Origin of the sequence: Marinobacter sp. LM1 (genome assembly GCF_042763285.1) — a bacterium.
GTDB classification, from domain to species: domain Bacteria; phylum Pseudomonadota; class Gammaproteobacteria; order Pseudomonadales; family Oleiphilaceae; genus Marinobacter; species Marinobacter nauticus.
The window spans coordinates 4,031,907-4,055,127 of sequence record NZ_CP114373.1; the positions used below are offsets into that span (position 1 = coordinate 4,031,907).

Annotated in this window: 17 protein-coding genes; 9 read left to right on the forward strand and 8 right to left on the reverse strand. The window is 60.4% G+C overall.

Annotated features, from left to right (window positions below; genetic code table 11):
* Positions 1 to 316 precede the first annotated feature (316 nt).
* Positions 317 to 2,482 carry a DNA helicase II gene (gene uvrD / locus OZ656_RS18900; protein WP_379944792.1) on the reverse strand — a complete coding sequence of 722 codons (2,166 nt, stop codon included), beginning with the start codon at positions 2,480 to 2,482 and terminating at the stop codon, positions 317 to 319.
* Positions 2,483 to 2,734: 252 nt separating this feature from the next.
* On the opposite strand from uvrD, the gene OZ656_RS18905 reads away from it, so the two are divergent.
* Genes OZ656_RS18905 through OZ656_RS18915 form a run of 3 tightly spaced genes read left to right on the forward strand, consistent with a single transcriptional unit; the run spans position 2,735 to position 6,005 of the window.
* Positions 2,735 to 4,348: a methyl-accepting chemotaxis protein gene (locus OZ656_RS18905; protein WP_014422897.1), complete on the forward strand. Its 1,614-nt coding sequence runs from the start codon at positions 2,735 to 2,737 to the stop codon at positions 4,346 to 4,348.
* Positions 4,349 to 4,376: 28 nt separating this feature from the next.
* Positions 4,377 to 5,582, forward strand: a complete 1,206-nt coding sequence (locus OZ656_RS18910) for a hypothetical protein (RefSeq protein ID WP_379944793.1) — start codon at positions 4,377 to 4,379, stop codon at positions 5,580 to 5,582.
* A gap of 9 nt (positions 5,583 to 5,591) precedes the next feature.
* A complete protein-coding gene (locus OZ656_RS18915; RefSeq protein WP_011787053.1) occupies positions 5,592 to 6,005 on the forward strand; it encodes a substrate-binding domain-containing protein in 414 nt (137 codons plus the stop codon).
* A 67-nt stretch (positions 6,006 to 6,072) separates the two neighbouring features.
* Here OZ656_RS18915 and OZ656_RS18920 read toward each other — a convergent pair whose 3' ends face one another.
* Positions 6,073 to 7,521, reverse strand: coding sequence for an NAD-dependent succinate-semialdehyde dehydrogenase (locus OZ656_RS18920; RefSeq protein WP_199452847.1), 1,449 nt, complete (start codon positions 7,519 to 7,521; stop codon positions 6,073 to 6,075).
* A 205-nt stretch (positions 7,522 to 7,726) separates the two neighbouring features.
* Here OZ656_RS18920 and OZ656_RS18925 point away from each other — a divergent pair, with 205 nt between their 5' ends.
* Positions 7,727 to 8,740, forward strand: a complete 1,014-nt coding sequence (locus tag OZ656_RS18925) for a histone deacetylase family protein (protein WP_379944794.1) — start codon at positions 7,727 to 7,729, stop codon at positions 8,738 to 8,740.
* Here the strand turns inward: OZ656_RS18925 and thiI are convergent, their stop codons facing one another.
* A complete protein-coding gene (gene thiI, locus OZ656_RS18930) occupies positions 8,741 to 10,195 on the reverse strand; it encodes a tRNA uracil 4-sulfurtransferase ThiI (protein ID WP_286714409.1) in 1,455 nt (484 codons plus the stop codon). It lies immediately after the preceding gene.
* Between the two features lie 121 nt (positions 10,196 to 10,316).
* On the opposite strand from thiI, the gene ppnN reads away from it, so the two are divergent.
* Entirely contained in the window at positions 10,317 to 11,699 is a 1,383-nt protein-coding gene (ppnN, locus tag OZ656_RS18935) for a nucleotide 5'-monophosphate nucleosidase PpnN (RefSeq protein ID WP_011787057.1), read from the forward strand.
* Positions 11,700 to 11,725: 26 nt separating this feature from the next.
* Here the strand turns inward: ppnN and OZ656_RS18940 are convergent, their stop codons facing one another.
* Entirely contained in the window at positions 11,726 to 12,064 is a 339-nt protein-coding gene (locus tag OZ656_RS18940) for a c-type cytochrome (protein WP_206853750.1), read from the reverse strand.
* A gap of 214 nt (positions 12,065 to 12,278) precedes the next feature.
* Here OZ656_RS18940 and OZ656_RS18945 point away from each other — a divergent pair, with 214 nt between their 5' ends.
* Positions 12,279 to 13,388, forward strand: coding sequence for an enoyl-CoA hydratase/isomerase family protein (locus OZ656_RS18945; protein ID WP_286714408.1), 1,110 nt, complete (start codon positions 12,279 to 12,281; stop codon positions 13,386 to 13,388).
* Position 13,389: 1 nt separating this feature from the next.
* Here OZ656_RS18945 and OZ656_RS18950 read toward each other — a convergent pair whose 3' ends face one another.
* Entirely contained in the window at positions 13,390 to 13,977 is a 588-nt protein-coding gene (locus OZ656_RS18950; protein WP_014422904.1) for an ankyrin repeat domain-containing protein, read from the reverse strand.
* 69 nt (positions 13,978 to 14,046) lie between these two features.
* Positions 14,047 to 16,188 carry a tRNA(Met) cytidine acetyltransferase TmcA gene (locus tag OZ656_RS18955; protein WP_379944795.1) on the reverse strand — a complete coding sequence of 714 codons (2,142 nt, stop codon included), beginning with the start codon at positions 16,186 to 16,188 and terminating at the stop codon, positions 14,047 to 14,049.
* A 57-nt stretch (positions 16,189 to 16,245) separates the two neighbouring features.
* Here OZ656_RS18955 and OZ656_RS18960 point away from each other — a divergent pair, with 57 nt between their 5' ends.
* Both OZ656_RS18960 and OZ656_RS18965 read left to right on the forward strand, forming a co-directional pair.
* On the forward strand, positions 16,246 to 18,570 hold the full coding sequence (locus tag OZ656_RS18960) for an ATP-dependent helicase (protein ID WP_379945224.1): 2,325 nt from the start codon (positions 16,246 to 16,248) through the stop codon (positions 18,568 to 18,570).
* 168 nt (positions 18,571 to 18,738) lie between these two features.
* Positions 18,739 to 19,944, forward strand: a complete 1,206-nt coding sequence (locus OZ656_RS18965; RefSeq protein WP_379944796.1) for an OmpA family protein — start codon at positions 18,739 to 18,741, stop codon at positions 19,942 to 19,944.
* Between the two features lie 77 nt (positions 19,945 to 20,021).
* Here OZ656_RS18965 and OZ656_RS18970 read toward each other — a convergent pair whose 3' ends face one another.
* Positions 20,022 to 21,266: a methyltransferase gene (locus OZ656_RS18970; RefSeq protein WP_379944797.1), complete on the reverse strand. Its 1,245-nt coding sequence runs from the start codon at positions 21,264 to 21,266 to the stop codon at positions 20,022 to 20,024.
* On the opposite strand from OZ656_RS18970, the gene OZ656_RS18975 reads away from it, so the two are divergent.
* Positions 21,265 to 21,945, forward strand: coding sequence for a tRNA/rRNA methyltransferase (locus OZ656_RS18975; RefSeq protein WP_113879100.1), 681 nt, complete (start codon positions 21,265 to 21,267; stop codon positions 21,943 to 21,945). The two genes, OZ656_RS18970 and OZ656_RS18975, sit on opposite strands and share 2 nt — an antisense overlap.
* 2 nt (positions 21,946 to 21,947) lie before the next feature.
* Here the strand turns inward: OZ656_RS18975 and OZ656_RS18980 are convergent, their stop codons facing one another.
* Complete coding sequence (locus OZ656_RS18980; RefSeq protein WP_113879099.1) at positions 21,948 to 23,219, reverse strand: D-amino acid dehydrogenase; 1,272 nt, start codon at positions 23,217 to 23,219, stop codon at positions 21,948 to 21,950.
* Positions 23,220 to 23,221: the final 2 nt, after the last annotated feature.

The following is a 23,221-nucleotide window of genomic DNA, read 5'->3' on the forward strand; positions in this document are numbered from 1 at the left end:
TCCCAAAAACCGCTCCTGGCGGCACATCCCTGTGGCGCTTCTGTTCCGCCATCCCTGGCTCCACACATTTTTGGGAGGCACACCCCGATACCTGCCCCGAACTTCTGAGCTAGCCTTCCAAGAAATCAAGGATCATGGACTATTGCGGATTGCCGAAACGTCAGAGCATGGCGGTGGGAACGTCTTTCCAAAAATTTGTGGAGCCAGGGATGGCGGAACACAAGCGCCCATGGAGGGCTCGAGCGCTTTTTGGAAAGACGTTCCCACCGTCATGCAGCCCCCTTACTCGAAGGCTGCATGACGCTATGTCAACCGTTTAACAGGCCTCCAAAGGCGCATAAGCCAGCACCAGCCACTTGGCGCCCTCATCGAAGTTCACCTGCACCCGCGTATGATGCCCCGTGCCCTCTGAGTTCATCACAATACCCTCGCCGAACTTCGGATGACGCACTCGCTGGCCCAAGCTGAAACCGGACTGCTGGGCCGAATCCTGGGCAAACAGACTCTCATTCGGTCGCTCCACCATCGCCGGCCGCGTCACCGTATTACGCAACCGCACCTCCTGCAGGCAGTCCCCCGGGATCTCCCGCACAAACCGGGACAGTGCGTGAAACTTCTCCTGACCATACAACCGACGGGATTCCGCGTAAGTAAGTACCAGCTTCTTCATGGCCCGGGTAATGCCCACATAAGCCAGGCGGCGCTCTTCCTCCATGCGCCCGGGCTCCTCCAGCGACATACTGTGCGGGAACAAACCTTCCTCAACGCCTGCCAGAAACACCACCGGAAACTCCAACCCCTTGGCCGAATGCAGCGTCATCAACTGCACACTGTCCTCATGGGCATCGGCCTGTGATTCGCCGGCATCCAGCGCCGCCTGGGCAATAAACTCCGCCAGCGGATCTACGCCTTCTTCTACATCATAATCCGCCAGCGCACTGACCAGTTCCTCCAGGTTCTCCACCCGGGCCTGACCCTTCTCGCCCTTCTCACTGGCGTGGTAATCCTTCAGGCCACTGGACTCTATGGCCTGCTTCATCAGCCCCTGCAGGGAAGCGTGCCCCGCCATTTCAGACAGCGTGTTGATGATCTCCATAAACTGCTGCAGGCCGGTTTTCGCCCGGCCCTTTACCTGGCCCGCGGCCAGTAACCGCTCGGACGATTCCCACAGGGAAATACCCTGGCCGGTGGCGTATTCACGAATTTCCTGCAGGCTCTTGGCACCAATGCCGCGGGTGGGAATATTCACCACCCGCTCAAAAGCGGCATCGTCCCGGTGGTAATGTACCAGGCGCAGGTAAGCCAGCGCGTTTCGGATTTCCTGACGGTCGTAGAACCTCAACCCGCCGTAAACTCGATAAGGAATACCCTGGCGCATCAGGGCTTCTTCGAGCACCCGGGACTGGGCATTGGAACGATAGAGAATGGCGCACTCGCTGCGCAGATTGCCCTCGCTGACCCAGGCCGAGATGGAATCGGCAATATAATTGGCTTCATCCTGCTCGTTGAACGCGGCGTACAGGCTGATCGGCTCACCTTCCACCCCGTCAGTCCAGAGTTCCTTGCCCAAACGCCCCTGGTTGTTGGCAATCACCGAGTTGGCGGCTTTCAGAATGGTCTTGGTGGAGCGGTAGTTCTGCTCCAGCCGGACCAGCCGGGAATTGGGGAAATCCCGCTGGTACTGCTGGATATTCTCGATCTTCGCGCCCCGCCAGCCGTAGATGGACTGGTCGTCATCGCCCACCACCGTCAGCGGCACCCGGTTGCTGGCCAGCACCTGCAGCCAGGCGTATTGAATGGTGTTGGTGTCCTGGAACTCGTCCACCAGTATGTGCTGGAAGCGCTGCTGGTAGTGGCTCAGCAATTCCGGCCGGTGCAGCCAGAGTTCGTGGGACCGCAGCAACAGTTCGCCAAAATCCACCAGGCCGCCCTGCTGGCAGAGCTTCTCGTACTGGCGGTAGATCTTCAGCATGGTATTGGTGAAGTGATCGCCCGGATTCTCCTGAATATGATCCGCCCGCAAGCCCTCATCTTTCTGGCTGTTGATAAACCACTGGGCCTGTTTCGGCGGCCACTGGCTTTCATCAATGCGGTTTTCCCGCATCACCCGCTTGATCAGCCGCAACTGATCGTCGCTGTCCAACACCTGGAAGTTTTCCGGCAAGCCGGCGTCTTTCCAGTGGGAACGAAGCAAACGATGGGCAATTCCGTGAAAGGTGCCGATCCACAGACCACGGGTGGGAATCTGCATCATCTGCTCCACGCGATAACGCATTTCCTTGGCGGCCTTGTTGGTGAAAGTCACCGCCAGAATGGACGTGGGCGGCACCCGGTCAACCGACATCAACCATGCCATCCGGTGCACCAGCACGCGGGTTTTGCCACTGCCGGCACCGGCCAGCACCAGCAAATGGTCGTTCTGCGCCGTCACCGCTTCGCGCTGGGCGTCGTTCAGGGAATCAATAATATGAGAGACATCCATGGAGCAAGGCTTCATTACTGGTTAAATTTACAGCCCAGTATACCAGCCAAGAGCCCGGCTGCCTCCCCTGGCACAAACTACCCCCTCAAGAGTATATACAGGCCAATTCAAGGCTCTAGGCTTAAAGAGACAGCCAGTGTGGCCGATACAGCACTTAACACACTGACACATTAATTCTGTGTCATGCGTTCAAAAAACAACCTACACTCGCGCCGTTCAGAGTTGTGGGCCACGCATACAGGGATTTCATACATGCTTTCATCTCTCAAGATCTCACACAAACTCGCGCTGCTGGTGATTGTAGCCGTGGTGGCTTTCGTAGTGAGCCAGGCCTTTTCCATCATCACGGAACGAAACAACTCGGAACGACTGGGTGAGGTGCGCAACCAGCTCTATCCGTCCCTGGAACTCTCCACCATCAACCGGGGTCTGCTGCAACTCATCGAAAACCAGATCAACAGCGCCGTGACCACAGGCGACGATCAGCAGATCGCGGCTACCCGAGAGCAACTCGCCGAGATTATTGAGAATCTTGACCGCATTGCCCAGCTTAACCCGAGCCAGCAGAGCGACGTAAAAGCGCTGAAATCCGAACTGAACGGCTACTACAGCACCGCCACTCGCATCGCCACCGCGATTATCGAGGGCACCGCCGATTTCAGTCGCATAGGCCAGGAAGCATCCGCCAACGCCGAGCGCCTGGCGGGCCTGCGCTCGGATCTCGACCAGATGCGTAATGCCATGGAGAGCCGCCTGACCCAGGCCATTGACGACACCACGGCGGCCAGCAGCGAAGCCGCCACCGTCTCCGTGACGATCGTGGTGGTCGCCCTGGTTGTCCTGATTGCACTGAGCCTGATTATCGGTCGATCGGTCTCCGGCAGCCTGCAGCAAATCATCAGTTCCCTGCGGAACATGGCTTCTGGCGAAGGCGATCTGACCTCCCGCATCGAGTACACCGGCAAGGATGAACTCCGGGATCTGGTGGACCAGTTCAACCGCTTTGTTGAAAAACTGCATAAATCCTTTGCCACCATCCAGCAGGACATCGGTGAGCTTAACGGCGTCGCCACGCATCTGGGCAGCACCAGCCGCACCAATCTTGAACGCATCAGCCAGCAGGCCCAGGCCATCTCCTCCACCCGCAATTCCGTGGAAGAGCTGGTAAAAAGCGTTGAGGAAGTGGCGGGCTTTGCCTCCAGCGCCTCCGACCAGACCCAGGACGCATCCAAGTTTGCGACCACCGGGCAGCAGAAGGTCGAGGGCAACATACAGACCATCCAGCGACTGATGGCAGAAATCGAGAACACTGCCAGCCTGGTCAACCAGTTCGATGAGTTCTCCGTGAAGGTGGGCGGTCTGCTGGAAACCATTCAGACCGTGGCCGAGCAGACCAACCTGCTGGCCCTGAATGCCGCCATCGAAGCTGCCCGCGCCGGTGAACACGGCCGTGGCTTTGCCGTGGTCGCAGATGAAGTTCGCGGCCTGGCGGTGCGCACCCACAAGGCCACGGAAGAAATCCAGCAGGTGATTTCAGAACTCTCCAAAGCCTCCGGTGCCGCCGTGCATTCCATGCAAGGCAGCGTAGACATGGCCAGGCAGGGCGTGGATGCCACCACCGAGTCTGGCGAGGTCCTGCGCAAGATTCTCGAGAACGTTCAGCAGATCAGCGAACTGAACGAGCAGATTGCCGCGGCCACCTATGAACAAAGCACCACCTTCAGCGAAGTCACTGGCCATATGGGCGACATGCATCGCAACGCCGAGGCCGTGATGGAAAGCACCGATGAGCTGGATACGGTCAGCCGCAAGATCCAGGACGTCAGTAATGGCTTGCAGAGCGTGGCCGGGCAGTTCCGCGTTTAAGTAAAACCCCAGAAAAAGGAAACTCCTGATGAAAAAACTGTTTACTGCAGCGCCCCTGGCGCTCGCCATTGCCGCGACCCCGGCTCTGGCACAGAGTGCCGAGGACACCCTCGAGCGCATGCAGCAGCAGCTGAATGCCATGCAACAACAGCTGAACTCCGCGAAAGACACCGGCATTCGCTTCAACGGCTTTTTCAGCACCGGTTTCGCCCGGGCCAGCAACGATGCCGGTTACGCCGGAATCACCGACGAATCCGAAGTGGCGGATCTGAGCCTGTTCGCCCTGCAGGGCACCTTTGACGTCACACAGAAGAGCCAGATTGTGATGCAACTGGTCGGCCGGGGCGAAGATGACTGGGAACCCCAGGTGGAGTGGGCCTATCTGAGCCACCGCCCCACCAACAACCTGCAGATTCGGGCCGGCAAGATGCGGATTCCGTTCTTCATGTACTCCGACTCCCTGGAAGTCGGTTACGCCCAGCCGTGGGCACGCCCGCCCCAAAGCGTGTATGGCCCGATTGCCGTGACCAGCTATGTCGGTGCGGATGCCAGCTACAACCTGAACTTCGACAACTCCTCGCTGACCGCAACCGGCTTCACCGGCTTTACCGATGAAGATGGCAACTCCGGCGACGTACAGCTGCGCAACATCGCAGGCATGAACCTGACCTGGACCGACTACGTGTGGACTGTGCGTGGTGTGGCGGCAACCGCCGAGGCGGATATTGATGCGACCCGGCTAGGAGCCCAGGCCCCCGCTAATGTAAGCGTAGATACGGTCATTGCCGATGGGGAACGAGGCAATTTCTATGGCATCGGCGCTAGTTACGACGATGGTGCCTGGCAAATCATCGGTGAAGTCACCCGCGTTGAAGTGGATGGCAAATTTGCCGATACCGACTCCGCCTACTTGTCTGTCGGCCATCGGTTTGGCAGCTGGACGCCGTACATCGCAGTTGGCTGGGTTGAAAGTAAGGACGATGATGAGCGACTCGGATTTGTTACAACGACAGGAGGCACTCCGATCGCCCCCGAATCCATCCTGAACTTCCAGCGTGAAGACTTCAGCATCGGCACGCGCTGGGACATTACTCCGGGCGTGGCCATCAAAGCCGATTACACCCATTCCCGTGGTTTCGAAAAGGGCACTGGCAACCTGAACCCAAGTTATATTCTGGCTTCGGGCACGGACAGCACCAACGTCTACACCCTCAAAATCGACTCGGCATTCTAAGGAGGCCCCATGAAAAAGCTTAGCCTGTTGTTTGCGGCCAGCTTGCTGGCAAGCCCCCTGGCCCTGGCTGAAGTCGTGGTGATCGGCAACCCGTCTGGCCCGGACAGCATCAGCGCCAACGAAGTACGGGATCTGTATCTGAACCGCAGCAAAGCCCTGCCGAATGGCCAGAGCGCGAAGCCGTTTGAACTCCCGGAAGGCAACGCCACCCGTGCCGAGTTCCACGACAAGGTGACCGGCCGTAACGATGCCCAACTGAAGGCCTTCTGGTCCCAACAGGTGTTCACCGGTCGTGGTCAACCTCCGGCGGAAGCCGGCAGTGCTTCGGGCATGAAGGCCCAGGTCGCCTCCACACCAGGCGCCATCGGCTACATCGATTCCGCGGATGTGGACGACAGTGTCAAGGTTATCCTGACGCCCTGATCTCTGCCGTGCAGAACGCAAATAGGCGAGCCGAAGCTCGCCTTTTTGCTGTTTGAAGACCGGCTGCCTAGAAACCTCTCGGCACAGTCTGGGCCTCCACAAATTCAAACAGCCCTTCCAGACCACCTTCCCGGCCAATACCCGAGGCTTTCATACCGCCAAATGGCGCCTCCGGCGTTGGTCCGGTACCGGTATTCCAGCCCACATGGCCAAACCTCAAACCGGCGGCTACCCGCTGGGCACGCTCGGCATCGGCGGTGAACACGTACGAGGCCAGACCAAACTCGGTATCGTTACCGGCTTCGATGACTTCTTCCTCGGTCCGGAACAGCGCCATGGGCACCAGCGGGCCGAAGGTTTCTTCCTGGTAACAGCGCATCTCCCGGTCCACGCCCTGCACCACCGTGGGCGGGAAGAACAGGCCATCACCCAGTTCCGCTGGCTGTTTGCCGGCCACCAGGCTGGCGCCCTTATCCAGGGCGTCCTGCAGGTGTCGTTTGACCTTATCAAAGCCTTGCTTGTTGATCAGCGGGCCAATGTCGATGCCATCGTTCATACCATCGCCCACGGTCATCTTGTTCACACGTTCCGCCAGCTTCTGACCAAAGGCATCCGCCACCTTCTCATGCACAAAGATACGGTTCGCGCAGACACAGGTCTGGCCGCCACCGCGGAACTTGTTGGCAATCAGGTTATCGGCGGCGGCCTCCAGGTCGGCATCGTCAAAGACGATGAACGGGGCATTGCCCCCCAACTCCAGTGCCAGCTTCTTCACCTGCTCGGCGGTGTCGACAATCAGTTTGCGGCCCACTTCTGTGGAGCCGGTGAAGCTGAGCATGGGTACGTCTTTGTGCTCACACAGCACCTTGCCGATCACGCTGGCCTTACCCATTACCAGGTTGACCATGCCATCCGGCAGGTCGAGTTTATCCATCACGCTGAAGAACGCGATCATGGTCAGCGGGGTTTCGCTGGCTGGCTTGATGACAGAAGGACAACCCGCTGCCAGGGCCGCCGAAAGCTTCTTGGCGATCATACCAATGGGGAAATTCCAGGGCACGATCAGGCCAGTCACGCCCACGGGCCGGTAGTGAACCGTCCAGGTGCAGTCCTTGGGCTTCTCCGGAATCGTGTGGGAATCAAGAGCGCTGATGTGCTTGGCACAGTAATCGAAGAAACCGGCGGCGTAATCCACCTCGCCCTGGGCTTCCTTCCAGGGCTTGCCATGCTCCATACACAGGATGCGGCCAATCTCTTCGCGGTTTTCTTTCAGGCCGTCACGAATATCCTCCAGCCACTTGCGGCGGGTTTCAATCGGCCAGGGATTGGTGAGCCGGAGCGCTGATTGTCCAGCCTCCACCGCTGCCACAACATCTTCCTCCGGCATCGACGGAACCTTGGCAATCACCGAGCCGGTGGCCGGGTTGTAAACGTCGAACGTGGCACCGCCGGCAGAGTCTTTCCAGCGCCCGCCAATGTAGCCTGTGAGGTTTTCCAGTAGTGGTGACTCGATCATCTCGGCTCCTCTTGCATGACTGGTGACGCCCCGGACCGGGGCGGAGTTCAAAAGCAACGCGTGCCTTTCATAGTGGATCCTGAGTGGCGGCCTGTAAAGTCAGGGGGAGATTTCCTGGCCGTCATTTTTGACCCGGGCGGGTGACTGCCTATACTCGAAGGAGAGTTTTTACAGGCTCTCCCTGACACCCCAAGGAGACGGATTCATGAAAGCATTTTTTCATCCGACGCAGGACCTGCACATCCCGAAAACCTATTTCACCCGTGGCCAGATGCGCCAGCCTCAGGAGGTGCCTGATCGCACCGGCCAGATGCTCGAAGGCCTGAAAGCCATGGGCATCCCGGTACTGCAGCCGGCCGACCAGGGCGCCGGCCCGATCTCCAAGGTGCACGACCTGGGTTACCTGCGATTCCTCGAATCCGCCCACCGGCGCTGGATGGAAATGGAAGACTGGGGCGACGAGGTAATGTCGAATATTTTCGTACGTTCCCCCAACGCCATGCGGGGCGTCCTGGCCGAAGCCGCCTGTTACCTGGCAGACGGCAGCTGCCCCATTGGCGAAAATACCTGGAAGGCGGCCTACTGGTCGGCCCAGACCGCCTTGGGTGCCGCCGACGCGCTGATCGCCGGAGAGCGCAACGCCTACGCTGTGTGCAGGCCACCAGGGCATCACGCCCGCAAGGATGCCGCCGGTGGATTCTGCTACCTGAACAACGCCGCCATCGCGGCCGAGCACTTGAAGAGCCGGTTCCCGCGAACGGTCATCCTGGACACCGACATGCATCACGGCCAGGGCATTCAGGAGATCTTCTACGACCGCAGCGACGTGCTGTACATCTCCATCCACGGCGACCCCACCAATTTCTATCCGGTGGTCAGCGGCTTCGAGGACGAACGTGGGGAAGGAGAAGGCTATGGCTACAACATCAACCTGCCCATGCCCCACGGCTCCAGCGAGGACGATTTCTTCGCGAAACTGGATGAAGCCTTGGCCGCCATTCGCCTGTACCAGCCGGATGTGCTGATCCTGACCCTGGGCTTCGATATCTACAAGAACGACCCGCAGGCGAAAGTTTCGGTGACTTCCGAAGGCTTCTGTCGGCTGAGTACGCACCTTCGTCAGTTGGGCTTACCCACGCTGGTGGTGCAGGAAGGCGGGTATGACCTGGACGCCCTCAGCGAGAACGTCCAGCAGTTTTTCAAGGGGTTGGAGGGCTGATCAGACCGCCGGGGCATACACCTTGATATTGCCATGCCCCTCAGCCTTCAGGTGGCCGGCGTGCATGCGGCTCATGGTGCCCCGGTCACAGTACAGCAGGTACTGGCGGTTGCCCGGCAGTTCCGCCACCTGCTGATTCAACTCGTAGAAAGGAATCTTGAGCACGTCGTTGTTGGTCAGGGTCAGTGGCGAGCGTTCTTCTTCAGACGGGTGGCGAACGTCGATAATCACGTCATCTACCGACGGCGTCTGGATCAACTCCACCTCTTCCGGCGTCTGGGTGCTGTCCAGGAGCTGGCTGACCATGGTGTCGGTACGGTTAGCGATGGCATCGGCCAGGGCGGCCGGGTCCATGTTCGCCTCTTCTTCCTCCACCCGATGCAGCTTGGCACGGGTGACCGGCTTGCTGGAAATCACGCCGCAATACTCCGGCATGTTGCGGGCGAACGGCTCGGTACCGATGTCCTTGGCAATTTGGATGATTTCCTGCTTGTCCATGGCAATCAGCGGGCGCAGCACCACCTCGTCACTGGCACGGTCCACCACATTCAGGTTGGTCAGGGTCTGGCTGGAGACCTGAGCCACCGCATCGCCCATCACCAGCCCCGAGGCGTTGTAATCCCGGGCGATCTCGGCAGCGGCCTTGAGCATCATCCGTTTGAGCACCACGCCCCAATGGCGATGGTTGACCGAGCGCATGATCTCGGCGACCACACCCTCAAACGGCACAGAAATAAACTTGACGTTGTGGGACGAACCATAACGCTCCCACAGGTAGTGAGCCACCTGGCGCACGCCCACTTCATGGGCCGCACCGCCCAGATTAAAGAACAGATAATGACTGCGAATGCCGCGGCGCATCATCAGGTAGGCAGCCACCGACGAGTCGTAGCCGCCGGAAATCAGCGTCATCACCGTTTCCACCGTCCCCAGCGGATAACCGCCAAGCCCCTCGTGGCGACGATGGGCAATGTGGTAGCTGTCGTCCTTTACCTCAATACGAACTTCAAGATCCGGTGATTTCAGATCCACGCCTTTGGCGTCGGAGCCCTGCAACAACGCCGCGCCCACCGAACGCTCCAGGTCAATGGAACGGAAATCATGATCGCCATGACGGCGGGCGCGAACGGCAAACGTCTTGCCTTTCAGGCGTTCGGCATAGGCCTGCACCGCCTTTTCGCCCACATCGTCAAGATCGACAAACGGAAACACCCCGATCTCCTGGATGGTCGAGATGCCGGGGATGCGCACCAGCTCATCAATCACCGGGCCGGCAAGGCTGCGGCCATCGGGCACATCCACGTCCACCCGGTCCCAGCTGCCATCCACACGGATCTCCGGATCCAGCCGGGCCAGTAATTTACGGATATTCTGCCGCAACTGGCGCATCTGCTGCTGGCGAACGGGTTTACTCTTGATAGCCACTTCCGGGGCGGGACGAATCAGCAATTTCATAAAAAAGACTTTGATCGGAATAACGTCGGGTGGCGTAAAAGCCAGAAAGGCCTTAGTGTACCCTTTCGCCAGACTGGCTCAAAATCCGTCATTGCCGAAACCATCAGGAGCTTCACCAACGATGACTGAAACCACCATGAATGCCCTGGTCTCCCCCGAGGGCAGCCTCGAGATCCTTTCCAACTACGAGGTAAACCGGCTCAAGGACAAGAGCGAGGGTGGTCTGTATCGCCTCTTCCGTCAGTGTGCACTGGCCGTGCTCAATACCGGCGTCGAAACCGACGACTGTAAGGAATTGATGGAAGCCCACGCCGACTTCGATGTACGGCTGGTGCCCCAGCCCCGGGGGCTGAAACTGGAACTGATCAATGCGCCCGGCCACGCCTTTGTGGACGGCGAAATGCTACGCGCCATCCGGGAACACCTGTTTTCTGTGCTGCGCGATATCGTTTACAGCCACTCCCTGCCCAACAGCGTGGCCGGCTTCCGCAAAGACAACCCCGAAGACCTAACGAATCTGGTGTTCCACATTCTGCGCAACGCCAGGGTACTGGAGGCGGGGCGTCAGCCAGACCTGGTGGTGTGCTGGGGCGGCCATTCCATCAGCCACGACGAATACCAGTACAGCAAGGATGTCGGGCACCAGTTGGGGCTGCGCGGCCTGAGTATCTGCACCGGTTGCGGCCCGGGCGCCATGAAAGGCCCGATGAAAGGCGCCACCATCGGCCACGCCAAGCAACGGGTGAAGAATGGCCGTTACATCGGCATTACTGAGCCGGGCATTATCGGTGCCGAGGCGCCAAACCCGATTGTAAACGAGCTGGTGATCATGCCGGATATCGAGAAGCGTCTCGAGGCCTTTGTTCGCTGTGGCCATGGTGTGATTGTATTCCCGGGCGGCGTAGGCACCGCAGAGGAGATTCTGTACCTGCTCGGCATTCTGCTGCACCCGGACAACGTTGACCTGCCTTTCCCGGTGGTGTTTACCGGCCGCCAGGAAAATGCCGAATACTTCGAAATGATCGACAAGTTTATCCGCAACGCCCTGGGCGATGAGGCTGCCAGCAAATACGAGATCATCATCGATGATCCGATACGGGTCGCCCAGACCATGAAGCAGGGCATGAAAGACGTGGAGACCTTCCGCCGCGCCATGCAGGATGCCTACTACTTCAACTGGATGCTGAAGATAGATCCGGTATTCCAGCTACCGTTCGAGCCGAACCATGACAACATGCGGGCTCTGGAACTGCATCGCGATCAACCGGTTCACCTGATTGCGGCGAATCTGCGCAAAGCGTTCAGCGGGATTGTGGCGGGTAACGTGAAGGAAAGCGGAATCCGGCAGGTGCAGGAGAAAGGGCCGTTTGAAATCGCCGGTGACCCGACGCTGATCAAGCCTCTGGAGGCCATGCTGGAGCAGTTTGTGGCGCAGAACCGGATGAAGCTACCCGGGTCCTCAGCCTACCGTCCGAGCTATCGCATTGTCAGTGGTGCGGCCTGAGCCGCAGCACTGACAAACACAACGCCTTACTTGCCGCCGTCGGCCGGCAGGCTGGCGTAGAAAGCTGCCAGGTTGGCAATGTCAGCATCGCTCAGGGCTGTGGCCTGACCCTGCATCACCGGAGCCTGTCCACCCTGACGCTGGCCTGCCTTGTACGCCTTCAGAGCTGCAACCAGGTACTGCTCTTTCTGGCCAGCCAGGTTCGGATAGATGGGCACCTGAGAGATACCGTTCTGGCCATGGCACGCGGCACAAACGGCGGCCTTGGCCTTACCAGCTTCGATGTCACCGGCGGCCATGGAAGCGACCGGTACCATCGCGCCAGCTGCGAACAGGCCCGCTACTGCAAGATGCTTCAGATTCATTGTGTTAACCCTCTCATCGTTTTAACGTTCACATTCCGGCATAAAACCGGTCAGTAACTCAGGTTTCACTTATAGCACACCCGCCCGTGAGCTCAAATGTGATAGATCAAGGACTTTCGTGCGACCATAGTCCTCTTTTACGCCTGAGCATTGTGAACGACAGTACGAACAAACCACAAATACCCAATCAGAGATACCACCGGAGAACCAAGCCATGCCAGTTGAGGTACAGGAGCTCCCCTGCCGGGAAGGACACATCGGCCTGCTCACCCTGAACGAGCCGGGCACACTCAATGCCCTGACCGAGGAGATGGTCAACCAGGCACAGCAGGCGCTGGCGCAATGGGCCGAGGATTCCCGTATCTGCCTGGTGGTTCTGCAGGGGGCGGGAGACCGGGCGTTCTGTGCCGGAGGCAATATCCGGGCCCTGTACCCGGCACTGACAGGCGATGGCGACAAAGCCGCGCCCGCGCGGTTCTTTGCGGCGGAATACCGTCTCGACTTTACCCTGCACCGGTTCCCCAAGCCGGTGGTGGGCATGGCCGGCGGCATTGTCATGGGCGGGGGCCTGGGCTTGCTGGCAGCCTGCCGCTACCGGTTAATCTACCCGAATGTCTCCATGGCAATGCCCGAGATCAGCATCGGTCTGTTTCCCGATGTGGGCGCGAGCTGGTTCCTGAACCGTCTCCCGGGCCGGCTCGGATTGTTTATGGGTCTGACTGGCGCTCGACTGAATGTCGCCGACGCCTTGCGAGTGGGCCTGGCTGATATGGTGATCGAAGCAGACCAGAGCAGCGCCCTGCTTGAACGGCTGCAGGAGGAACGCTGGAGCGGTGAAACCGCCGCCGACGACAACCGCCTGTTCCGCCTGCTGAACCAGCTGGAAGCGCTGGATTACCGCACGCTGGCTCCGGGGCACCTGGAACAGCACGAACAGACCATCGCACGCCTGAGTGCAGGCGATGAGCTACCGGCCATCGTTGAAAAACTGGGGAATTCGGAGAGTACCGACCCCTGGTGGCAGGCGTGCATCCATACCCTGAAGACCGGCTGCCCGGTCACCGCCTGGCTGATCTGGCACCAGATACAGAAAGGCCAGCAGATGTCGTTGAAAGATGTATTCCGTATGGAACTGGCCATGGCCGAAGAATGCACCCGGAGACCCGATCTGGCCGAAGGCATTCGCGCCCTGCTGGTCGACAAGGACCGCTCCCCAGAGTGGTCTTACCCCTCGGTTGCCGAAGTGCCGCAAGAGGTGGTTGAACGGCATTTCCAGCCAGTGTGGGACGACACGACCGACCCGATGATGCTGGACAGCCTCTGAATCAGCGGGCGGCGCCCGCCTGCACCAGCAGCATTTCAAGATCCTGATTGTTGCTGGCGCGGGCGAGATCCAGAGCGGTGGTGCCATCCGCCCGGCGATAGTGCACATCGGCACCGGCCGCCAGCAGCATTTCGGCGGTCAGAAGATCACCGCTGGCCACCACTTTCATCAACAGGGATTCGCCACCCTGGCTGACGTTCACGTTGGCGCCCGCCGCCAGCAAGGCCCGGACCACCGCAAGATGACCATTTTCAGCAGCCTGGATCACCGCGGTATTGCCGTCGGCACTGCGTGCATTCACCTCTGCGCCTGCAGCCAGTAGCAAACGGACAATGCGGCGGTTACCGTTGGTGGCAGCCACCATAAGCGGGGTTTGCTCCGCTCCGGCCTGGGCATCCGGCCTTACCCCGCTGGACAGCAGCTCAAGTACCGCCCGATCCTCATTCGCGCGCACCGCAGCCATCAGCTCCTCCGGGCCGGCACCGGCCTCTCCGGTTTCAGGTGCTGACCCGGTTGTACTGCATCCGGCCAGCAGCGTCAGTGCCAGGAAAAATACCAGGTGGAAATAGCTGCTCGCGTCCCTGCCCATGTCGGAAGTCTCTTGTTTGCGTTTTGCAGCTATTCTGCTCAGCCAGTCACCGGAATTAAATCGAACCGGTCACAACTCCGTCTCGTTTTGCAGAAGTTCTCGAGCCAGCAACCGCAGCCGCGCCTCTGCATCGCGCTGGCCCCGGCATAGGCCGGCCTCCTGCAACTTCACCCAGGACCAGCCCTGCAATACCGCACGACACCAGAGCTTTGCCTCCGGATGGCTTTGAATTCGCTGAGCCATACCCTTGCAGCCAGAGAGCTCCTGCAAAACCGGCAAGGTTAGTTCAAAGCCGCGAAAGCCATACGCGAAGTTAGTCAGATCCCGGCGATCATCGTCATCCAGCCACGCCGATGATGGCAGGGCGTCGCAGATGGCCAGCAATAGTTCATGGTCCAGTTGGTACCAATGGCGGGACACCAGATGTTGCCGGTGTCGGGCGAACCGGCTGCTCAGCTGTTGCTGAAGTTGCTGCCCCGGCTCAGAGGTGCCCATCAGCATTTGCAGGGGAAACTCTCCGGTGGACGCCTCCTGGCTCAGACCCATACGCACGATGCGCAGGCCACATCGGTGCCAGAACGCCAACAAACCCGGTTCGCCGCCAAAGCTGGTACCCAATGCATCCATTCCATCCTGAACACAGGCCTCATGGGCAGCCGCCACCAACCGTTGGCCGACCCCAAGCCTGCGTGCCGATTCCGCCACCGCTACGCGGACCACTCGAAGGGTTTTCAGGGTAGCAGCGGCGGGGGCGCCGCCATGATTGGCCAGTGACTGGGCCAGCATATGGCCCCTGAGCCGCCGTTTTCCAGCGACCACCTCTTCAGCCAGATCAGGAGCCAGGCCACCTTCAGTGGATGCCCAGAGCAAGCCAATGGTCCGCCCCTCTACGCTGGCCCGCCAGGTCATCGCGGCGGGGTCATCCAGCCATTGCCGAAGATCGGCGGGCGTGGTCCGGTAATGGGCATTGACCAGCAGACCAAAGGCCTCCGCCAGGGTCTGTTCGCTGGCCGCGGCAGGTTGCCAGCGTTCAATGCGCACGTCGCCGGCGACGAACGGTTGCGGCTCCGGCGCGTCTGCCGATAACAGATACAGCTGGAAAACCAGTCGCTCCAGCGGGTCACCCTGCGCCCAGCGAATGGGCTCGCGAACGCTGACGGCGCGCCAGTTCGGAGTTTCCTGTTCCAGAATCTGTCGAAAGCGCAAGGCAAAGCCCCGGCCGGTACCTTCATAGCCATGCACCGTACTGGCAAACACCACCCTCGGCCAGCCCAGCAACACGGCTTTCAACCACTGGGCCGGTAAACCCGCCGCTTCATCAACCAAGACCACTTCCGCCTCCGGCCGCTGCGACAGCAACTCCTGTGGCGGCAGAAAGCAAAGTTCATGACCGGACCGGGTGGTCAGATGGGTCGGCGTATCCAGTGCCAGAGCATCACCCAGTGCCTGCCGGGCGTGAGCGAACAGGGTAGCCACGTTATCAGCCGAAGGTGCCGTTACCAGCACCCGTTTGCGGCCGGTTCCGAGCAAGCGGGCAGCAGCCATGCCAAGGGCCGACGATTTGCCTCGGCCGCGATCGGCAGTAATCACCAGCGGCCGTCGGCGGCGGCCCTGGCCAGTGCGCACAATGTCGGCAACCAGAGCCTGCTGCTCGGCCGTCTGCCCGGGTTGAAAGCCCGCCCTGCCCGGTTCCGGCCGGTTAAGATCAGGCACGCTGGCATCTTCCGCCACAAGCCGAATGACATCGGGATCTTCGGCCAGTATCGCCGCCAACCGGGCAGCAAAGGGATGAGCACTCGTCCGATCCAGCCCGGTTCGGCTATAGTCCGGGTCATCAAAATCCGACCACTGCGCCAACGGCGGCATCAGCCAGAACAGCAACCCACCGGCCCGCAATGTGCCGGACAGTGCCACAAACGCGTCCGGAGACGTTCCCTCCCAGCCATCCCAGACCAGCACGGGCAGTTCCCGGCCCAGTACACGCCGGTAGTCTTTAACACGCAGATGACCGAGCCCAGCCCTGGCCGCATCCTGCTCGCGCCCGACCCAAATACCTTCGGCGCTCGACAACGCCTGCAACAACCCGGCTACCCAGGCGATCGCCGCCTGCCGATCACCCTCAACCAATACCAGCCGGCGATGGCCGCGAGCTGCCAGGATGTGCTGGAACGCGCGCCAGCCTGAGGCGATTGTCTCGGTTTTATCATTCACGTCAATTCGGACCTGCTGGCCATAAGAAGGTATTTGCGCCTGAGCTATGCCGGGATTATGCGGCAGCGCTATCCGCACTACCAGTTGGCCAGTACAATAGCGACTATGCCGAGCCAAACCCAAGCCCCCGACCACCTGTCCCTACCGGATTACCTGACCGACGAGCAGCGCGCCATCATCACGGCCGGTTACGAGCATGCGGTGATTACGGCCGTGGCGGGCAGTGGTAAAACCTCCACGCTGGCCTGGCGCATCCGCTACCTGCTGGCCCAGGGCCACGATCCGGACCGGATGCTGGTGCTGATGTTCAACCGCAGCGCCAAGGTGGACTTTGAGCGCAAGTTACAGTCCGTCTGCAATCAGAGCGGGCTGGCTCTGCCGGAAATCCGCACCTACCACGCCATGGGCCTGCGGCTGTATCGTCGGTTCGTCCGCGAAGGCTATCTGCCGGGCTTTTCGGAAAAGATCCTGACCGAACAGGAGATCGGCTTCCAGGCCTGGCTGCTGACCCGGCGGCTGGCACCGGAGGAACTGGCCGATGAAATCCGCCGCAACAAGAAGGATTTTGTCGAAACCGCCACCGGCTTTATCGACCGCGTCAAAACCGGGCTGGCACCCGCGGAGGTGGTGTTCGAGGAGCTGGGCTACTCCGACAAACACCGCTACCTGATTGACCTGTTCCATTCCTTCGAGCAGTGGCGTAAAAGCGAAAGCCGTATCAGCTACGCCGACATGCTGTATGAGCCGGTGATGGCCATCCATCAGAACCCGCCATTGCAGCGCCTGGTGGGTAACAAAATGGATCTGATCCTGGTGGACGAGTACCAGGACACCAACGAGATCCAGCACCTGCTTCTGCGTTATGTGGCCGGTGACCGCGCCCGGGTAACCGTGGTCGGCGACCCGGACCAGACCATCTACGAATTCCGTGGTGCCCGGCCCGAGTTCATTCTGCGCAAGTTCAGTGATGAGTTTGAAAGCCCGCTGGAGCAGACCCTCAGCTACACCTTCCGTTACGGCCACCGGGTGGCACTGCTGGCCAACCATCTGATCTGCCACAACACCGGCCGCCGGGATGTGATGTGCCATTCCCACCCGGGTACCCCCGACACCGAAATCCATCTGCATCAGGCCGAAAACGATGGCAACCAGGTGCTTTCTATCCTGCAGGGACTCGCGCCGGAACAACAGAGCCAGAGCGCCATCCTGTTCCGGGTCTGGAGCCAGAGCGTGCCGATTGAACTGAAACTGCTGGCACGCCAGATCCCCTACCGGATCGACGCCGGTAAGGGCGCGCTGTTCAGCCGCGAGGTTCAGGCGGTGCAGGCCTTGCTGCTGGTGGTTACCCGTCGGCTCGACAAGCTGGCAGAAAATGACCGACTGGACATTGCCCGCCAGATTCTGAGGTTCCCCCATGTGGGCCTGAAAGAACCGGAACTGGAAAACCTGGCCCGGTTCCTGGCGGCGTTCGACACCGGCTGGCACGAACGGCTGCTCAGTCTGGATTTCGACGCCCTGGCGCCCATGGCGGCCAGAAAGCTGAAAAAACTCGGTGAAGTCCTGCAGCAACTCGACCGCTATCAGGGGCCGGTAGCTGGCCTGATCACCGTCTATGCCGAGCACATGGATCTCTATGAGGGTATTCGCAGTCTCGCACTGACCCATGACAGTGCCGAGGAGCGGATTGATACCATTCAGGGTTTTCGCGACTACCTGAAAAGCCTGGAAGTCAATGCCGACGGAGCCCTGGACCACCTGAGCCTGCTGAAACAACAGGCCAGCGAACATCGGGACGAGGGTGTCCTGCTGTCCACCATTCACCGGACCAAGGGACTGGAATGGCCCGTGGTAATCATTCCCGGCCTGCAGGAGAAATATCTGCCCTACAGCCCGCGTCCCCAGGACGATGCCCGGGCCCTGCTGGAAAGCGAGCGCAGGCTGCTTTACGTGGGCATGACCCGCACCCGCCACCATCTGCACCTGATCACCCGGCCCACCACGGCCAGCCCGCACCTGGCGGGCGAACTAGGCCCCAGTCGATTCGTTTCCGAACTGTGCTTTGGATTGGCTCAGGAACTCGGCTCCGCGCTGGATACCGGTACTGCCCCAACAGACCAGCCCCTGAAGCTGGACCATCCGTTAACCCCCGTGAGTCTGCGATACGCTGAACGCGAGGGTGTTCAGCTGGAAAGCGAAGGAACGGTCAGCCAAAACACGGCGGAACCAGTGTGGCATCAGCAGCGTCTGACCCATGCCATCTTTGGCACGGGCGAGGTTATCTCGGAAGATGAAAGCTCGTTCGAGGTCCGGTTTGGCAATGGCGACACGCTGAATTTCAGTAAAAAAAGCGCGCACCTGTATTTCAGGCCAGCGAATGATTGATCTGTCGCTTGTGAAGGCTGCGTACAAATGCGAAGACGTCGAGAGATGCCAAATTTTGTGTTTTATGGCTTACTGGCCTAGATTTTCAGTAACGTGGTGTTTTACCGGAGTTTATCCGTCTTCAACGGAGACAGCTTCAGGACATAATAATCAGACAGGAGGTTCTGCATGAAACTCATGCGCCCGGTCGCTCTGGCCGCCCTTGCAACATCCCTTACGACGCCAGCCCTGGCGGAACGCCAGGAAACCATCTACATCAACCCGTTTGCCGGCTTCCAGCTCTTTGACGATAAACGGGACCTGAGTGAAACCGGCACCTTCGGTGTTGGTGTTGAGTACCGTTTCCGCCCTCACTGGTCAGTCGAAGCCGTGTACTCACGGGCCGATGCCGACCGCAAATATGTGTCTGGCGAATCCGATTTCGACGAAATCCGGGTAGACGGCACCTATTACTTCGCCGGCCCGGAAGCTGCCTGGAATCCCTACGTGTCTCTGGGGGCGGGCCATGCCGACTTCGGGCTGGGAGATTCCATTTCCTACCGCTCGGCAGGTACCGATCACGATGAAACCCGTGTCAATGTGGGTACCGGCTTCCGCTACAACGTCAGTGATGGCATCTCCATTCGTGGCGATCTGCGGGAATTCCATGGCATTGATGAAAGCACCTTCGACACCATGGTCTCGCTTGGCTTGAGCTGGGCCTTTACCCGCACGGTTTCTGCCCCGGCCCCGAAAGCCCCGGCCGATGCCGACAACGACGGCGTGCCCGATAATCGCGACCAGTGCCCGGGCACACCGGCCGGTGCCAGCGTCGACAGCCGCGGCTGCGAGCTGGACAGCGACAATGACGGCGTGGCGGACAGCCGCGACCAGTGTCCCAACACCCCAGCCGGGGCCGAGGTTAACAGTCGCGGCTGTGAGCTCGACAGCGACAACGACGGTGTGGTGAACAGCCAGGATCAATGCCCGGACACCACCGCGGGCGCCACGGTCGATGAAACCGGCTGTGAGGGCATTACTGAAACGGTGGAAACCATTGAACTGCGGGTTCAGTTCCCCACCAACAGCTCTGTTATCGACAACGCCTATGACAACGAAATTCGTCGCGTCGCCGATTTCATGGAGGAATACCCGGAAACCACCGTTGAGATCGCTGGCCATACCGACAGCGCCGGTGAAGCGGGCTATAACCAGTTTCTGTCCCAGCGCCGGGCGGAAGCGGTTGCTGGTCGACTGACCGGGCCTCTGGGTGTCGATCCGGACCGTGTCAGCGCGGTGGGCTATGGTGAAGCCGAGCCTGTTGCAACCAATGATACGCCGGCTGGCCGTGCCCAGAACCGTCGTGTTGAGGCACGCATCCAGGTTCGCCGTTAAGGTAATCCGGGCAACCTCGGTAAGGCGCCTTCGGGCGCCTTTCTTTTTGATTCCGCAGTCAGAAAGCGCTCAGGCTTTCAACCGCCCTCACGTTCTGCATCCAATAACAGGTTTCTTGGCGTCAGCTGACGATCACAGAAGATACCCAGTCGAACCCGGTAACCCTGTTCTTCCAGAAACACGGCGTAGTCCAGGACCAGCCAGAGCTCCAGGGGCCGCCGGAAAAGATGGCGCAGCAGTTCATGCCGGCGCACCTGACGATATCGTGCCTCGCCGCGCGCCAGCCATTCTGCCCAGTCAACATCGGCGGGCAGAGTCAGTTGTTTCTTTGCCGCCGCCCAGCGACAGAAGTCCTCGAAACGGCCATTATTGAGCCGGGCCGGGTGCGACGGCACCGGCAGGTAGTGCCCGTTGCCGGTCAGCTCCCGTTGCAGCGCATCGAACCCCAGACGCCAGGTACTGATGCGTGTGGTTTGCTCGCGCACCCGCTCCGGTGCCGTGACCATCTCCTGAACCGCCAGCCTCAGATCGTTGCGGTCTACCGACAAACACTCGCCATACTCCCGGGTTTGCCGGGCCTGAAGCTGATACCGTTCATCCCCGGTCAGGTGGTAGCAGCAAGGTGAGAGACTGAGCCGGGGCAAACGCGCCTGGGCACCGGATTGCATCAGCCGGCGGTGCAGATCACCACAGGCGTGCAGCGCCACCCCATGGTGGCGCTCAGGCAGTTTGAGGCCATCAACCATCACATCCTGATGAGACAAGCGAACCGGGTCGCCATAGTGTTCGGCCAGGCGGTTGCCATCGGTCACCAGTTCCGGATTCCACTCAAATCCGGTTACCTGCACCACACCCCGCCGGGCCAGGGTCCGGCCCAGATGCCCCTTGCCACAACACCAGTCCAGTACCGGATAGCCCAGGGGCGAAATTGCAGCGGCGAATGCGCCGGCCTGCTGTCGTTTTCGGCCAGGCATATCAACGGCGGCCACCTCCGCCAGTTCCGCCTGCCGGCCCTCGGCCTCGGTCGCCAGACGGGGTAAATCAAGCAGATCCCGGTACCGGGCCAGCGCCGGGACATACCCGGCTAACACCGAGGACAGTTCCGGGAGCCGCTCCTCCCAGTCCTGACAGTCCTCCTCAGGAAGCGCCTCCAGCCAGCGCGCCAGGTCCGGATGCGCGTCGCGCCAGGCGGGGGCAGGTTCCATGAACGGGATGGGGCGCCAGAGTGGCTCCAGTTCTCGCAGCCAGTCATTCAAAGACTGCCAGCGCTGGTAAAAACAACCCGAGGCTTGGTGTAAACTCGCCGCCGGAGGTAATGTCATGAAACTGGCCTTTGTACTGGTTGAACCGAAAGTCCCGGAAAATGTCGGCGCCGCTGCGCGGGCCCTGTGCACCATGGGTTTTTCCGAGCTATGGCTGGTCAATTCCGACCTGCATACGCGGCCCGAAGCCCACTGGCTGGCCCATGGCAGTGACCACATTCTGGATAATGCGCGCATTTTCCCCGATCTGGCCGCGGTTAGAAACTCCGCGGATTTGCTGATGGGCACCTCAGCCAAGCCCCGCCATCATCGGCGGGACTGGCATGAACCCGGCGCACTGCGCTCGGTACTGGCCAATAAAGGCGGCTCGGTGGCGACGGCGGCGCTGGTGTTTGGTCGTGAGGACCGGGGCCTGGCCAATGAAGAACTGGCGCTGTGCGATCTGCTTACCGGCTTTCCGATGGCGGTCAGCTATCCGTCCCTGAATCTGTCCCAGGCGGTCATGCTGTATGCCTGGGAGCTGTCCGGACTGGCGCGCCAGAGTGACAGCACGCCCAAGGTCGCCTCGGATGCCAGCCTCAGTGCCTTGCGACAACGCCTGGAAACACTGTTACCGGCGCTGGAGGCACCGGCCGACAGCAAGCTGTCGCAGTGGGTATTCCAGCGCCTGCCCATGCTTTCCGAGCGTGACGTCGGCTTTGCTCACACCCTGTGCGGCAACCTCGAGCGCAAACTCTGAGCCTATTCCTGAAACCTCCCGGGCCGGAACGCATCCAGCGACACGGCCGGTTCTTCACCGTCGATGACCTGGGCAATCACCGAGGCGCTGCCCGCCGACAGGGTCCAGCCGAAGGTGCCATGGCCGGTATTCAAGAACAGGTTCCGGCGGGGTCCGCGGCCAATGATGGCCGGGCCATCCGGAGTCATGGGGCGGAAACCGGTCCAGGTTTCGGCAGCCTCAAGATCCGCGCAGCCGGGAAAGCGTGAACGCACGGATTTCTTGATGGTGGCGATGCGCGCCTCGGGAATGTCGCGATTGAAGTCCGCCAATTCGACAAAGCCCGTGGCCCGGAGCCGGTTACCCAACCGGGTAGACACCACCTTCAGGTTATCGTCGTGGATCGTGCTGGCCGGGGCCTTGTCCGGATCAATCAGGGGCACCGTCAGGCTGTAACCCTTGACCGGGTAGATCGGGAGGTCCAGCCCGAGGGGCCGAACCAACTGCGGTGACCAGCATCCGGCGCAAACCACCACCGCATCGGCTTCCAGGGTGACCAATTCGCCGCTGCGGGCTCGATACTCGAGCCCGTTCACAGTTTCATCATCAAACAACAGCCGCTCAACCTCGACACCATAGTGAAAACTTGCACCATGCTGCTCACACACCTGCGCCAGTGCCCGGGAAAACAGGTGGCAATCGCCGGTGCCATCCGTGTCATAGCTGATGGCACCATAGAGAGGTCCATCCCCGGTCATACCCGGCTCCACGGCGCGCACCTGCTCGGGCGTGAGCAGCCGCGAGGCGATGCCCAGCTCATTCAGCAGGTCGTGGATCTCACGATAACCGTCCATGGCCTCAGGGCTGCTGGCCAGGTGCAGAAGGCCCTTGTGGTCGCCATCAAAGTTCAGGTCATGCTCCTGTTCCAGAGCCAGAAATCGCTCCCGACTGTGGACACCCAGGCGCAGCATGGCCCGCTTGTTGAGACCAAACAGGCCAGGACTCCAGGCATAGCGCAGGGTGGCAAACATAAATTTGACGGCGTCGACCGAAGGCGGCACCCGCAGCTTGAGTGGGCCGTCGGTTTTCAACAGCCAGGGCAGTGCCTTGAAGACCATGGAGGGATCAGCCCAGGGGTAAACCACGCCGTAAGACCGCTGGGCGGCGTTGCCTTTGCTGGTCTCGTTACCGGCAAGGTCGTGTCGCTCCAGCAGGGTTACCTGATGCCCCCGGCGAATCAGTTCCCTGGCGGTGGTGACACCGACCACGCCACCCCCTACCACTGCGATGTGCATAT

Excerpts from the sequence above, each read along its gene's own strand:
- ppnN (WP_011787057.1), top strand. The coding sequence starts at position 10,317 with ATGACTGAAACCACCATGAATGCCCTGGTCTCCCCCGAGGGCAGCCTC.
- OZ656_RS18925 (WP_379944794.1), top strand. The coding sequence starts at position 7,727 with ATGAAAGCATTTTTTCATCCGACGCAGGACCTGCACATCCCGAAAACC.
- thiI (WP_286714409.1), bottom strand. The coding sequence starts at position 10,195 with ATGAAATTGCTGATTCGTCCCGCCCCGGAAGTGGCTATCAAGAGTAAA.
- OZ656_RS18945 (WP_286714408.1), top strand. The coding sequence starts at position 12,279 with ATGCCAGTTGAGGTACAGGAGCTCCCCTGCCGGGAAGGACACATCGGC.
- OZ656_RS18960 (WP_379945224.1), top strand. The coding sequence starts at position 16,246 with ATGCGGCAGCGCTATCCGCACTACCAGTTGGCCAGTACAATAGCGACT.
- OZ656_RS18915 (WP_011787053.1), top strand. The coding sequence starts at position 5,592 with ATGAAAAAGCTTAGCCTGTTGTTTGCGGCCAGCTTGCTGGCAAGCCCC.
- OZ656_RS18910 (WP_379944793.1), top strand. The coding sequence starts at position 4,377 with ATGAAAAAACTGTTTACTGCAGCGCCCCTGGCGCTCGCCATTGCCGCG.
- OZ656_RS18905 (WP_014422897.1), top strand. The coding sequence starts at position 2,735 with ATGCTTTCATCTCTCAAGATCTCACACAAACTCGCGCTGCTGGTGATT.
- OZ656_RS18940 (WP_206853750.1), bottom strand. The coding sequence starts at position 12,064 with ATGAATCTGAAGCATCTTGCAGTAGCGGGCCTGTTCGCAGCTGGCGCG.
- OZ656_RS18980 (WP_113879099.1), bottom strand. The coding sequence starts at position 23,219 with ATGCACATCGCAGTGGTAGGGGGTGGCGTGGTCGGTGTCACCACCGCC.
- OZ656_RS18970 (WP_379944797.1), bottom strand. The coding sequence starts at position 21,266 with ATGACATTACCTCCGGCGGCGAGTTTACACCAAGCCTCGGGTTGTTTT.
- OZ656_RS18975 (WP_113879100.1), top strand. The coding sequence starts at position 21,265 with ATGAAACTGGCCTTTGTACTGGTTGAACCGAAAGTCCCGGAAAATGTC.
- OZ656_RS18950 (WP_014422904.1), bottom strand. The coding sequence starts at position 13,977 with ATGGGCAGGGACGCGAGCAGCTATTTCCACCTGGTATTTTTCCTGGCA.
- uvrD (WP_379944792.1), bottom strand. The coding sequence starts at position 2,482 with ATGGATGTCTCTCATATTATTGATTCCCTGAACGACGCCCAGCGCGAA.
- OZ656_RS18920 (WP_199452847.1), bottom strand. The coding sequence starts at position 7,521 with ATGATCGAGTCACCACTACTGGAAAACCTCACAGGCTACATTGGCGGG.
- OZ656_RS18965 (WP_379944796.1), top strand. The coding sequence starts at position 18,739 with ATGAAACTCATGCGCCCGGTCGCTCTGGCCGCCCTTGCAACATCCCTT.